Source organism: Streptomyces sp. NPDC006332 (assembly GCF_040612855.1).
In the GTDB taxonomy this organism is placed as follows: domain Bacteria; phylum Actinomycetota; class Actinomycetes; order Streptomycetales; family Streptomycetaceae; genus Streptomyces.
In genome coordinates this window covers 109229-122636 of the sequence record NZ_JBEXRA010000021.1, presented here as the reverse complement: position 1 = coordinate 122636, position 13408 = coordinate 109229, and the positions used below count along the sequence as shown (strand labels likewise).

General features: G+C 73.0%; 7 protein-coding genes. 1 reads left to right on the top strand and 6 read right to left on the bottom strand.

Features of this window, described 5'->3' with window-relative positions:
• The 4 genes from ABZ027_RS20555 to ABZ027_RS20540 form a co-directional block, all read right to left on the bottom strand.
• Complete coding sequence (locus ABZ027_RS20555; protein WP_356770242.1) at positions 1 to 1032, bottom strand: ABC transporter substrate-binding protein; 1032 nt, start codon at positions 1030 to 1032, stop codon at positions 1 to 3.
• A gap of 69 nt (positions 1033 to 1101) precedes the next feature.
• Positions 1102 to 1857, bottom strand: a complete 756-nt coding sequence (locus tag ABZ027_RS20550) for an ABC transporter ATP-binding protein (RefSeq protein ID WP_356770240.1) — start codon at positions 1855 to 1857, stop codon at positions 1102 to 1104.
• Positions 1830 to 2753 carry an ABC transporter permease gene (locus tag ABZ027_RS20545; RefSeq protein WP_356770238.1) on the bottom strand — a complete coding sequence of 308 codons (924 nt, stop codon included), beginning with the start codon at positions 2751 to 2753 and terminating at the stop codon, positions 1830 to 1832. Before ABZ027_RS20545 ends, ABZ027_RS20550 begins: the two co-directional genes overlap by 28 nt.
• 196 nt (positions 2754 to 2949) lie before the next feature.
• A complete protein-coding gene (locus ABZ027_RS20540) occupies positions 2950 to 3018 on the bottom strand; it encodes a putative leader peptide (RefSeq protein ID WP_356770310.1) in 69 nt (22 codons plus the stop codon).
• Positions 3019 to 3155: 137 nt separating this feature from the next.
• Between ABZ027_RS20540 and ABZ027_RS20535 the strand changes: the two genes are divergently transcribed.
• On the top strand, positions 3156 to 3584 hold the full coding sequence (locus ABZ027_RS20535) for a secondary thiamine-phosphate synthase enzyme YjbQ (RefSeq protein WP_356770235.1): 429 nt from the start codon (positions 3156 to 3158) through the stop codon (positions 3582 to 3584).
• 80 nt (positions 3585 to 3664) lie between these two features.
• Here ABZ027_RS20535 and ABZ027_RS20530 read toward each other — a convergent pair whose 3' ends face one another.
• Positions 3665 to 5164: a tryptophan 7-halogenase gene (locus ABZ027_RS20530; RefSeq protein WP_356770233.1), complete on the bottom strand. Its 1500-nt coding sequence runs from the start codon at positions 5162 to 5164 to the stop codon at positions 3665 to 3667.
• Complete coding sequence (locus ABZ027_RS20525; RefSeq protein WP_356770231.1) at positions 5161 to 13353, bottom strand: type I polyketide synthase; 8193 nt, start codon at positions 13351 to 13353, stop codon at positions 5161 to 5163. Before ABZ027_RS20525 ends, ABZ027_RS20530 begins: the two co-directional genes overlap by 4 nt.
• Positions 13354 to 13408: the final 55 nt, after the last annotated feature.

The window sequence follows — 13408 nt, the reverse complement described above, 5'->3', positions numbered from 1 at the left end:
TCACTTCTCCTTGAAGACGCGCGGAGCGGTCGTGGACGGCGGCAGGTCCCCGTTGAAGCGGGTGTCGGCGAACTTCCCGAAGTCCACCGTGCGCGGGATCAGCTTCAGACCGGTGAAGGCGTCCGCGATCTGCTGCTCGGAGGCGATGAGCGGCTTGTCGACCGCGACCGGGATGCGGGAGGCGTAGGTGCGCTTCACCGCGGCCAGCGCGGCCTCGTACGGCAATCCCGTCTCCTCGGCCCACACCTTGGCCCATGCCTCGGGGTGGTCGTACACCCAGGCGTAGGCGCGGCGCAGCCGGTCCAGGTAGTCCTTGACGGCGGCGGACTTCTTCTTGTTCTTCAGCGCGTCCGGGGAGGCCACCTGGAAGCTGAGGCCGTTGGTGATGCCGTCGCCGGTCGTGAGCACGCGGCCCTGCTTGGCCTGGAGCACCTGCGAGGTGTACGGGTCCCACACCGCCCACGCGTCGACCTTGCCGGAGGTGAACGCGGCCAGCGCGTCCGCGGGCTGGAGGTACTTCACCTTGACGTCGCCGAAGGTCAGCCCGACCTTCTTCAGGTTGGCGACCAGCTGGTAGTGGGCGGAGGAGCCCTGCGCCACGGCGATGGACTTGCCCTTGAGCTGCTTGGGGTCGGTCAGCTTCGAGTCGTCGGGGACGAGGATCGTGTCGCCCTTGGACGTACCGTGCCAGGCGGCCACCACCGAGATCTTGGAGTTGGCGCCGGCCGCGAACACCGGCGGGGTGTTGCCGACGCCGCCGATGTCGACGGCCTTGGCGTTGACCGCTTCGAGGAGTGGTGGCCCCGAGGTGAACGTGGACCACTTGATCTTGTACTTGAGGTTCTTGAGCTCTCCGGCGGCCCGCAGGATGGCCTCGGAACCACCCTTCTGGTCACCGACGTCGAGCGTGAGGGAGCCCTGGCCGTCGGTGCCGTCGCCCATGCCGGTGCTGGCCGACGAGTTGCCGCCGCAGGCGGTGAGGACGAGAGCGAAGGGGAGGAGCAGGGCGGCGGGGGCGAGGCGTCGTCGCATGGGGGGATCCGTTCTGTGCGGTGCTGCTCGGGGGAGGATCAGACAGTCGCTGACCAGGCGTCGGGTGGTTCAGGCGGCCTCGGCGGCCGGGTCGACTCCGAGGCGCTCCAGGAGTTCGGCGCGCAGCTCGGCGAACCGAGGGTCGGTGATGTCCCGAGGCCGGTCCAGGTCGATCTGCTGCTCGTGCGCGATGACACCGTCGTCCATCACCAGGACCCGGTCGGCGAGCAGCACGGCCTCCTCGACGTCGTGCGTGACAAGCAGGACGGCGCAGCCGCGGCGCCGCCACAACTCGCCCACCAGACGCTGGGCCTTGATCCGGGTGAGCGCGTCCAGCGCACCGAACGGCTCGTCGAGCAGCAGCAGATCGGGCTCACGGACCAACGCCCGTGCCAGTGAGGCACGTTGGGCCTCGCCGCCGGAGAGCGTCTTGGGCCAGGCGTCGGAGCGGTGGTCCAGGCCGACCTCTTCGAGGGCCCGGTCGGCGAGGGCACGTTCGGGCCTGCCGGGCAGCCCGAGCAGCACATTGCGCCACACCCTCTTCCACGGCATCAGCCGCGGCGCCTGGAAGGCCACGGCCTTGCGGCGCGGTACGAGGACCGTGCCCTGGATCTCACGGTCGAGACCGGCGAGGATGCGCAGCAGCGTGGACTTGCCGCAGCCGCTGCGACCGAGCAGTGCGACGAACTCGCCCTGGCGAATGTCGAGTCGCAGGTCGTCGATGACGGCACGGCCGTCGAAGGAGCGGGTCAGCCCCTCGACGCGGACGGCCTGGGAGGCGGGGGACACCTGGAGGTTCACCGGCCGGTGAATGTCGGTCGCCATTGCAGCAGCAGCCTTTCGAGGGTACGGACGACGAAGTCGGCGAGCAGGCCGAGGAACGCGTAGACGATCAGGCAGACCACGATCACGTCGGTCCGCAGGAAGTCCCGTGCCTGCACCATCAGGAACCCGATGCCGGAGTCCGCGTTGACCTGCTCGGCGAAGACGAGGGCCAGCCAGGAGATGCCCAGGGAGTAGCGCAGGCCGGTCATCGCCCCCGGCAGCGCGCCCGGCAGGACGACATGCCGCACGAGCCCCCACCGCGACAGTCCGAGGGACTCCCCGGCCTCGATCAGCTGGGAGTCCACACCGCGGATGCCGGCGTACACGTTGAGGTAGAGCGGGAAGGTCACGCCGAGCGTGATGATGGCGATCTTCGGTGCCTCGCCGATGCCGAACCAGATGATGAACAGCGGGATGAGACCCACGAAGGGCACGGTCCGCAGCATCTGGACGGGAGCGTCCACGAGGTCCTCGCCGATCCGGAACAGGCCCGAGACCAGGGCGAGTCCGGTGCCGACGACGACGCCGAACAGCAGTCCGGCCGCCACGCGCCGCAGCGAGGTTCCCATCGCGGAGGTCAGCGAACCGTCGGCGAGCAGATCCCGGCCCACCTGTGCGATCCGTCCCGGTGAGGCGAGCACCTCGGGGGTCAACACGCCCGTGCTGCTGAGGAGTTGCCACAGAGCCAGCAAGACCAGCGGACCGGTGGTGCGACGCAGCCAGCGAGGGACGCGGGTGCGGCGGGTGGAGCTGGGGACGAGGGGGAGGAGGTCGAGCGAAGGCCGCTCGGTGGCCTCGGGTTCGGCGGGATTCCCAGGAGTTCCGGCAGAACTGGAGGGCGATATGTCAGAGATTTCGGGTTCTGGAGAGCCAGGTGGGGCATGGCTGATGCTCATGAATGCTCCATGGGCAGGAGAGCGGCTGGTGAGGGGCGCGCCCGGCCGCCGCCACGTCTCAGGGGTGACCGGGACGTGCGGGGGTGGCGGCGCGGATCAGACGGCGGTCAGATCCGGACCGGGCGAGGAGAAAGCGAGGGGAGAAGCGCGAAGAAGAGAGACGCGAAGGTGAGAAACGCGAAGAGCGAAATGAGCGTCAGCGGCCGCGGCGACACGCGGCGGAGGTCACCCGCAGCAGGTCGATGTGACCGCGCGTAGTGAGCATGGCTGAACGCAACATGCCGTCGAACGTAGTCAGATGACATGGTCAGGGTCAATGGTGTCTCGCGGAGTGAAACGCTCGTATCGAGTGGTGGTCGACCGGGTGGGTGTGAAACGTGATGTGGGGGTGAGGATGGGGGTATGTCTGACGCCTTCACCACCCGAGTCCTGAATGTGGCCACCGGTTCCACGGAGCGGATCGCCGACCTCACCGGCGACTGCGAGGCCTTCCTGCGCGAGGTGGCCGCCGGACGCGACGGCCTGCTGAATCTCTTCGTCCCGCACGCCACGGCCGGTGTCGCGATCATCGAGACGGGCGCCGGCAGCGACGACGACCTCCTCGCCGCCCTGCGCACCCTGCTCCCCGCCGACGACCGCTGGCAGCACCGCCACGGCAGCCCGGGCCACGGCCGCGACCACGTCCTGCCCGCCATCGTGCCCCCGCACGCGACGCTCCCGGTGGTGGACGGGCGGCTGGAGTTGGGAACCTGGCAGTCGGTGTGCCTGGTGGACACGAACGGGGACAACCCGAACCGTCAGGTGCGGCTGACCTTCCTCGGCTCCGCCTGAGGCGGAGCCGAACCCGCGCCGAACCCGCGCCGAACCCGCGCCGAACCCGCGCCGAACCCGCGCCGGACTCAGCGGCCGGCTCATTGGCCGGGCTCCTCCCAGGTCAGCCCGTCCTCAGAGGCCACCAGGCCGCCCGGCCGCACGGGTGACTCATTCTCCAGCGGGCCGCCGAAGACACCGCGCTCCTGGAGGACAGCGCCCTCCTGGAACACCTGACGCACGGTGGCGGACTCGAACAGCGGGTTGCGCAGGCCGTCGGAGTCCGGGAGCCGGCCCACGGCCTCGTCGAGCCCCGAGGAGGCCGCCGCGAGGCGGGAGCCCGCCGCCGGCCCGCCGAGGGAGGGGTCGCCGGAGGCCAGTCCGCCCACCAGGTCCACGAACGCCTCCAGCTCCGTCGACCCGACGTGGGTGACCTTGCGCGCCTGCCAGAAGTACGAACGCTCGTCCTGGTGCAGGTCGTAGAAGGCGACCAGGAACTCGTGGAAGAGGCCGTACTCGTGCCGGTAGCGGGCCTCGAACTCCTCGAACAGACGGTCCTCGGGGAGCGTTCCGTCGAGGGCACTGTTGAGGGAACGGGCCGCCAGCAGGGCGCCGTACGTGGCGAGATGCACGCCGGAGGACAGCACCGGGTCGACGAAGCAGGCCGCGTCGCCGACCAGCACCATGCCGGGCCGCCACAGCCTGGACTTCCAGTACGACCAGTCCCGGCGCACCCGGACCCGGTCGTAAGGCGCCTCGGTGGCCCGGGGCACCCCGTGCAGGAGGTCCCTCACCTCGGGGCACGCGTCGATCATCCGCCGCCAGGCAGTCTCCGGGTCCCGCTGGATCTCGGCCGCGTTCTCCCTGCTCACGACCGCTCCGACGCTGGTGAGGTCGTCCCGCAGCGGGATGTACCACAGCCAGCCCTCGTCGAAGGCGACGCAGAAGATGTTGCCGTCATTCGGGCGCGGGAGCCGGGCGCCACCCGCGAAGTAGCCGAACACCGCGAGGTTGCGGAAGAAGTCGGAGTACGTCCGCCGGCCGCCGACCTCGCTGTGGATCCGGCTGCCGTTCCCGGAGGCGTCCACGACATGGCGGGACCGCGCCTCGCGGACCTCGCCGCCGGGTCCGGCCCAGCCGACGCCCCGCACCCGCTCCTCGTCGGCCAGGACGCCGGTGACGCGGCATCCCTCCCGTACGTCCACGCCGACCCGGCGGGCGTTGTCCAGCAGGATCGCGTCGAACCGGGACCGCTCGACCTGGTAGGCGTACGAGGTCGGGTCGGCCAGCCGGGGAGACAGCGCGAACGAGAACTGCCACGGGTCCGGGTTGCGGCCCCACCGGAACGTTCCGCCCCGCTTCGGCTTGAAGCCTGCCCGGGCCACCTCGTCCTCCACGCCGAGGATGCGGCACACCCCGTGCACTGTGGAGGGCAGCAGCGACTCGCCGATCTGGTAGCGGGGGAACGTCTCCTGTTCGAGGAGGAGGACGCGGTGGCCGCGCAGCGCGACGGCGGTGGCGGCGGTGGCACCGGCCGGGCCGCCGCCCACGACGACGACGTCGAACTCCTCCGACGCCGTCCGCTCACCGAGGGGATTCACCGGTCTCCTTCCGTGGCCGGCGCCGAGCGCGCGCCCGGACGGCTGAGCGAGCCGATCCAGGTGCGCACGGCCGCCGCCGTGCTGAGGGCGTGGTCCTGGAGGAACGAGAAGTGGTCGCCGGGCACATCGACGACGGTGTGCGGAAGTGGCCACGACGTCGGCCACTCGTCGGGCTCAGCGCCCGCTGCCATCGCCGGGGTCGGCTCCGAGGCGCGGACCAGCAGGGTGGGGGTGTGGACGGGTTCCGGCTCCCAGCCGAGGAACATGCGGGTGTACGCGCCCAGCGCGGCCACCCCGCTGTCCTCGTCACCGGTGAACTGGTCACCGCCCAGCCGGGGCGCGATGACGGCGGGCAGGGACAGCAGCCACTCCTTGTCGCTGTTGCCGTCGTCGATGAGGTACGTGTCGAGCAGCACCTGCCCGAGGGGAGCCGACCCCACCGCTTCGAGTCGCCGGGTCACGGCGTGCGCGGCGGCGCCTCCGGTGCAGACGCCCACGACGACGAACGGCCGGTCGCCGACGTGCCGCAGCACCGTCTCGGCGTGGGTCCGGGCGAGCGTCTCCCGGTCGGCCGGTACGGCCCCGCCCGCACCGACGCCGGGGTGCGGGAGCTCGAGGACGTCGAACTCGCCCTGGAAGCAGCCGTGGAAACGGGCCCACTCCCCGCCCGGGGCGGCGAACGGCGGATGGTACCCGGTGAAGACCACCAGTACCGGGCCCCCGCCGGGCCCCTCGGCGCGCCGCAGCGGAGGCAGGGCATACGCCCGGCTTTCGGCCGGGCCGTACGTCGGTACCGCCCAGGACGCCGTGACCAGCATGCGCATCGCGTCGACCACCTGACCGGCCTCGCAGACCTGCCGGTAGAGGGATGACAGGGTCCGCGCGGGCCGGTCCTCCGCCGGGGCGGGGGCCGACCCGGGTGCGTGCTCCGCGTGACCCTCGTGCCCCTCGTTCTCCTCGGCAGTGGCGGGCAGGTCGTCGAGCAGGCCGAGTACGTGGCGGGCCAGTTGGTGGGCCGTCGGGTGCTCGAAGACCACGGCCGCCGGCAGCCTGAGCCGCAGGGCCATGCTCAGTCGGTTACGGACCTGCACCGCCATCAGGGAGTCGAAACCCAGCTCGGCGAAGGACCTGCCGACGGGCAACGCGTCGGCGTCCGGGTGGCCGAGCACGGCCGCCACGTCCGCGCGCATCAACTCCGCCAGCGCGTCCACCCGTTGCGCGACGGGCAGCGCGGCCAGCACCTTCCGCCAGGCTCCCGGCTCCGACGGCTGCTCCGCTCCGGGCGCGGGTCCGGCCGCGGCCGCGGGCCCGCGTGGGCGTACCACTCCGCGCAGTGGCGGCGGCAGCGGCGCCGGGGCGTCCCGGAGACGGGCGCGGTCCAGCATGACGGGCGCCAGCACGGGCTCGTCCAGGCGCAGCGCCGCGTCGAACAGCGCCAGGCCCTGTTCCACGGTGAACGCTCTCACCACGTCGTCGTACTTCCCGTCCCGCTCCCGGAGTTGTTCCGCCGCCATGCCCCCGCCGGAGTTCCACGGTCCCCACGCCAGCGACAGCGCGGGCAGCCCCAGCGCGGTGCGGTGGTGGGCCAAGGCGTCCAGGAAGGAGTTCGCCGCCGCGTAGTTGCCCTGACCGGCGCGTCCCAGCAGCCCGGACGCCGACGAGAGCAGCACGAACGCCGACAGATCCAGGTCCCGGGTCACCTCGTGCAGATGCCAGGCCGCGTCCGCCTTGGGCCGGAGCACCGCGCCCATCCGCTCGGGAGTCAGGGCGGCCAGTACGCCGTCGTCCAGCACCCCGGCGGCATGGACCACGGCGGTCAGCGCCGGCGTACAGCCCTTGACCAGCTCGGCCAGCGCGGTAGGGTCGCCCGCGTCGCAGGCGACGATCCGCACCTCGGCACCCAACTCCGCCAGCTCGCCGCGCAGTTCCTCGGCGCCCGGCGCTCCGGGCCCCTGCCGTCCGGTCAGCAGCAGGTGTCGTACGCCGTGCGAGGCGACGAGATGGCGGGCGAGCTCCGCGCCCAGTGCACCGGTACCGCCGGTGATCAGCACGGTGCCGTCCGCACCGAACCGGCCGGAGCCGGTGGCCCCGGCGTCCCCGGTGGCGCTCTCCGAGGACAGTCGGGGCACGGTGAACCGCCCTGCGCGGACGGACAGTTGGGGCTCATCAGTGGCCACCGCCCCGGGCAGCAGCCGCAAGGACTCCGGTCGTCCGTCCACGTCGACGAGGACGACCCGCCCGGGCAGCTCCGACTGCGCCGTGCGCACCAGCCCCCACACCGCCGCACCGGCCAGATCCGGCTCCGTCGTGGTGGCGTTCCGCGTCACCACGACCAGACGGGCCCCGGCCGTACGCGGGTCTTCCTGCCAGTCCTGCACCGTGCGGAGCACCCTGGCGGTCAACTCGTGGGCGGCGGTCAGCGGATCGGCGTCCGCGGCCGGATGGACGGCGGTGACGACGACGATGTCCGGTCCGGTCGTGCCGGTGCCGGTGCCGGTGGCGGTGATCTCGGGGATCGACGCGCGCAGGTCCAGCCCGTCCTCACCCACCAGCTCCCAGGGCCCGGTGCCGGCGCGGGATTCGCCGCCGGCCGGATCAGCCGTGATCCACTCGGGCCGCAGCAGCGCGCGGCGTACCACGTCGTGGTCCGCCGCGGACGGCATCTCCCGGGTGGTCAGGGACGCCACCTCCGCGACCGGTAGGCCCGCGGGGTCGGCGAGCGTCACCGAGACCGCGTCCGTCCCGGCCGGGGAGACGCGGACCCGTACCTCCGAGGCGCCCGCCGCGTACAGCCGTACGCCGTTCCACGCGAACGGCACGCGGATCGCGCCGGATTCCGCGCCGCTGAGCACGGACGCGTGCAGTGCCGCGTCCAGCAGCGCCGGATGGATCCCGAACCGGTTCGCGTCCGACGACTCCGCCTCGGGCAGTCGTACCTCGGCGAACAGGTCGTCACCGAGCCGCCAGGCCGCCCGTACCGCTCGGAAGGCCGGCCCGTACGCCAGGCCACCGTCCGCGAGGCCCTCGTACGCGTCGGTGAGGTCCACCTCGGTCGCGCCCCGCGGCGGCCACACCGACGGTTCCGTGGACGAGGTGGCCGTGGGGGCCGGTCCGGTCGTCGGTCCGATGAGCCCCGAGGCGTGCCGGATCCAGGCGGCCTCGGGTGCGTGGGGCCCGGCGGCGGGCTCGTCGGACTGTGCGAAGACGTCGACCGGGCGACGGCCGGAGTCGTCCGGGCCGCCCACCACCACCTGGACGCGTACGCTCCCGGCCGTGGGCAGGACCAGCGGGGCCAGGACCACGAGTTCGTCGAGCCCGCCGGCTGAGACCTCCTCGCCCGCGCGAACGGCCAACTCCACGAACACCGTCGCGGGAACGAGGACGGACCCGGCGACCACATGATCGGCGAGCCAGGGATGGGTCGTACGGGAGAGCGGACCGGAGAACACCGTCCGGTCGGTGTCCGGCACGGTGAACGCCGGGCCCAGCAGCGGATGACCCTGGGCGTCCCGCGCGGGCGCCGGGCCGCGTGGCGCGTCGAGCCAGTACCTCCGTCGCTGGAAGGCGTACGTCGGCAGGTCCACCCGCCGCGCCCCGGACCCCTCGAACACCGCGGGCCAGTCGACGCGCGCCCCGCGCACATGGAGGCGGGCCACGGCGGACACCAACGTCCGAGGCTCGGGCTCGCCGCCGCGAGTCGCGGCCGCGAACACCGGACCGGTGTCGTCCGGAGTGCTCAGGCAGTCCTCGGCCGCCGCCGTGAGCGCGGCACCGGGGCCGACCTCCAGGAACGCCGAGACCCCGTTGTCGCCCAGCCATCGCACGGCGTCGGCGAACCGCACCGGCCGCCGGGCGTGCCGTACCCAGTACTCCGCGGAGCACAGTTCCGCCGCCCCGGCCGGACGACCCGTCAGGGCCGAGACCACCGAGATCCGCGGTGGCCGGAAGTCGAGTCCCTCCGCGACACGGCGGAAGTCGTCGAGCATCGGCTCGACCAGGGGCGAGTGGAAGGCATGAGCGACCCGCAGGCGTACCGTCCTGCGGCCGCGCGCCTCGAACCGGGCCGCGACGGCCAGCACCGCGTCCCGTGCGCCGGAGATCACCACCGAGAGCGGGCCGTTGACCGAGGCGATCTCCGGCCCAGCGCCCTGGCCGGCGGCGTCCGCGAGCGCGGCGAGCACCTCCTCCTCCGTCGCGTCCAGGGAGACCATCGCCCCGCCCGCGGGCAAGCCCTGCATCAGCCGACCGCGGGCCGCGACGAGTGCCGCCGCGTCGGGCAGGTCCAGTACGCCGGCCACATGGGCCGCGGCCAGTTCCCCCACGGAGTGGCCGGACAGGAAGTCGGCCCGCACGCCCCACGACTCCAGCAGCCGGAACAGCGCCACCTCGAAGGCGAACAGACCCGCCTGGGTGAAGTCCGTACGGTCGAGCAGGGCGGCCTGCGCCGTACCGGGCGCGGCGGACAGCACCGGACCCAGCGGCCGTTCCAGACGGTCGTCCAGCTCCCCGCAGACCTCCTCGAACGCGGTCGCGAAGACGGGAAACACCGCACTCAACTCGGTGCCCATGCGGGCACGTTGGGCTCCCTGGCCGGTGAACAGGAAAGCCGTGCGCAGCCCCGGATCCGCGACGGCCCGCAGCGTGCCGACGGTGTCCCGGCCCTCGGCGAGCGCGGTCAGCGCGGCCCGTGCGCGGTCCTTGTCATCGGCCGGCACCGTCGCCCGGTGGGTGAGCGCCGACCTCGACACGGCCAGGGAGAAACCGATGTCGGCAGCCGAGAGGTCGGGCCTGGACGAGAGACGGGCCGCGAGCTCGCGTGCCTGGGCCCGCAGGGCTGCCTCGTCGGCGCCGGAGAGCAGCCAGGGAACCGGCACCTTCTCCGGCTCCCGCGTCGGCACGGGTACTGGTGCCGACGCGGCTCGCGCCGGGGAGTCAGGCGCTCGGGGCGCCTCCTCCAGGATCACGTGCGCGTTCGTCCCGCCGATGCCGAAGGCCGACACACCGGCCCGGCGCGGACCGGCGTCCGTCGCCGGCCACGGGCGGGCCTCGGTCAGCAGTTCCACCCGGCCGGCCGACCAGTCGACGTGCGGGGTGGGTGTCTCGGCGTGCAGGGTCCGGGGAAGCTCCTCGTGCCGCATGGCCTGCACCATCTTGATGACCCCGGTGACCCCTGCCGCGGCCTGGGTGTGCCCGAGGTTGGACTTGACCGAGCCCAGCCACAGCGGCGGCCGGTCCTCACCCCGTCCCTGGCCGTAGGTGGCCAGCAGGGCGCGCGCCTCGACGGGGTCGCCGAGCGAGGTTCCGGTGCCGTGTGCCTCCACCGCGTCCACGTCCTGCGGTCCGAGTCCCGCGTCGGCCAACGCCTGGGTGATCAGGTGCTGTTGGGCCTGCCCGTTGGGAGCTGTCAGTCCGTTGGAGGCGCCGTCGGAGTTGACCGCGGAGCCGCGCAGCACGGCCAGCACCGGGTGACCGTGGCGACGGGCGTCGGACAGCCGTTCCAGCAGCACCAGTCCCGCGCCCTCGCCCCAGGCGGTGCCGTCCGCCGTCGCCGAGAACGACTTGCAGCGACCGTCGGGAGCGAGCCCCCGCTGGCGGCTGAACGCGGTGAACGGCTTCGGTGTCGCCATCACCGTGACCCCGCCGGCCAGAGCGAGCGAGCACTCGCCCGAGCGCAGTGCCCGCGCCGCCCAGTGCAGCGCGACCAGGGAGGACGAGCAGGCGGTGTCGACCGTGATCGAGGGTCCGCGCAGACCGTACACGTAGGAGATCCGCCCGGACGTCACGCTCCCGGCCGAGCCCAGGCCCAGGTGGGCCTCCAGCTCGTGCTGGGTGAAGCGGGCGGAGTAGTCGCCGTGCATCACGCCGACGAACACCCCGGTGTCGCTGTCGCGCAGCGCGGCCGGGTCGATGCCGGCCCGCTCCCAGACCTCCCACGAGGTCTCCAGGAGCAGCCGCTGCTGTGGGTCCATGGCCAGCGCCTCGCGCGGCGAGATCCCGAACAGACCCGCGTCGAACTCGGCGGCCCGGTGCAGGAATCCGCCGCTGCGGGTGTAGGAGGTGCCGATCCGGTCCGGGTCGGGGTCGTACAGGGCGGCCAGGTCCCAGCCCCGGTCGGTGGGGAAGTCCGAGATCGCGTCCCGGCCCTCCGACACCAGCCGCCACAGGTCCTCGGGGGAGTCGACATCGCCGGGACAGCGACAGCCCATCGCGACGATCACCACCGGATCGTCCGCGGGTTCCGCCGTCCGCACCTCGGGCGACGCCGTGGACACCGGGGCGAAGAGGGCCTCGTGCACCCGCCGGGCCAGCGCGTCCGGCGTGGGGTGGTCGAAGACCAGCGTCGAGGGCAGCGCAAGCCCGGTCGCCTCACTGAGGCGGTCGATGAGTGTGACCGCGCCCGCGGACGTCAGCCCGAGATCGGTGAAGGGACGGTCACCGTCGAGTCGTTCGCCCGGTCCGCTGCCGCAGACCGCCGCCGCCTCGGCGAGGACCGCCGCCCGCAGGGCCCGCTCCCGACCCTCCGGCGGCAGGGACAGCAGCCGCCGGCGCAGGGCCCCGTCGGTCGCCGTAGCGGCGGAAGGGGGGAGCGGGGCGGGGTCCGTGGGCCTGGCCAGTTCCGGCAGGACCGCGTGCCGGGCGATCTTGCCGGACGCCGTACGCGGTACGGCCGCGATCTCCAGGATCTCCACGGGCCACTTGTGGGGGGCCAGCCGGGCACGGCACTCGGCCAGCACCCGCCTCGGGTCCACGCCGTCCGGCCCGGCGACAACATAGGCCACTGGGACCTCGCCGAGGACATCGTGCGGCCGGCCCACCACCACCGCGTCCCGCACACCGGGACAACGCAGCAGGACCTGCTCGACCTCCGTGGGATGGATGTTCTCCCCGCCGCGGATGATCAGTTCGCTGACCCGGCCGGTGAGGGTGAGATGGCCGTGGTCGACGCGTCGGCCGAGGTCCCCGGTGCGGTACCAGCCGTCCCGCAGCGCCGCCTCGGTCTCCTCGGGCCGGTGGTGGTATCCGGTCATCAGACTCGGCCCGCGCACCCAGATCTCGCCCTCGGCCCCGTCCGCGACCTCGTCGCCTGAGCCGGGGTCGACGATCCGTACCTCCATGCCCGGCACCGGCGGCCCGCAGGAACCGTCGATCCGGGGACCGTCCGGACGGTTGACCGCGATCATGCCGCAGGTCTCGGTGCTGCCGTACGCGTCGAGCAGCGGCGCCCCGAGCACCTCCTCGACCCGGTGACGCAGCGTCGGCGCGCTGGGCGCGCCCGCCACGACACAGGTCCGCAGACGCGCCGGAATCAACGCCTCACCGGCCGACGCCGTCAACTGGTGGTATGTGGCGGGCACCCCGGCCAGCACCGTGTACGGGCCGCCCAGTGCCGGACCAGGCGCGCGGAGTTCTTCCCACAGGCCGCCGGGCGCGAGGAGGCCGCCGCTGATGCGGGCGCTCGCACCGACGGCGGTGACGCCCAGGATCGCGAAGGAGTGCCCGAAACTGTGGAACAGCGGGAGCGGCCACAGCACCCGGTCCTCGGACGAGAGCCCGAACAGCGGTGCGTAGCAGGCCGCCACCGACCACAGGGCGGCCCGCTGGGTGGACAGCACGCCCTTGGGGCGGTGGGTGGTGCCTGAGGTGTAGAGCATCCAGGCCGGCTCGTCGAGCCCGAGGTCGTCCCGGGGCGGATCGGACTGCTCGGTGCCCGCCACTTGCTCGAAGAGGACGGCGCCGTCGGGCGGGTCCATGGGATCGGAACGTGAGCCCGCGGAGTCCTCGCCGGTGAGCAGGACGCGCGTACGACGGTGCCCGGGGCCCGGGCGGCGCAGCCGGGCCAGGTGTGACGGGTCGGTGACGAGGACCGAGGCGTCGCTGTCCTCGAGGAAGTGGGCGAGTTCCGCGTCGGACGACCGGGGGTTGAGGGGCACTCCGACCGCCCCCGCCCGGACGGCGGCGAGGACACTCTCCACCAACTCCACGCGGTCGCCCAGGCAGATCGCGACCCGGTCGCCTCGCCGAAGCCCCGTCCGGGCCAGGTGGGCGGCCAACCGGCCGGTGCGCCGCTCCAACTCGGCGTAGGTGACGGCGCGATGACCGTCGGCGAACGCCACGCGTGACGGTGACGCCTCGGCGTGCGCCTTCAGCAGTTCCGGTAACGGCCGGATCAGTTCACTGTCGTGCGTCAAGTTCCCGCCCCCGGCACAGGCGGCGGCACGCTCGCCGCCACAGTCCTCGTCGATC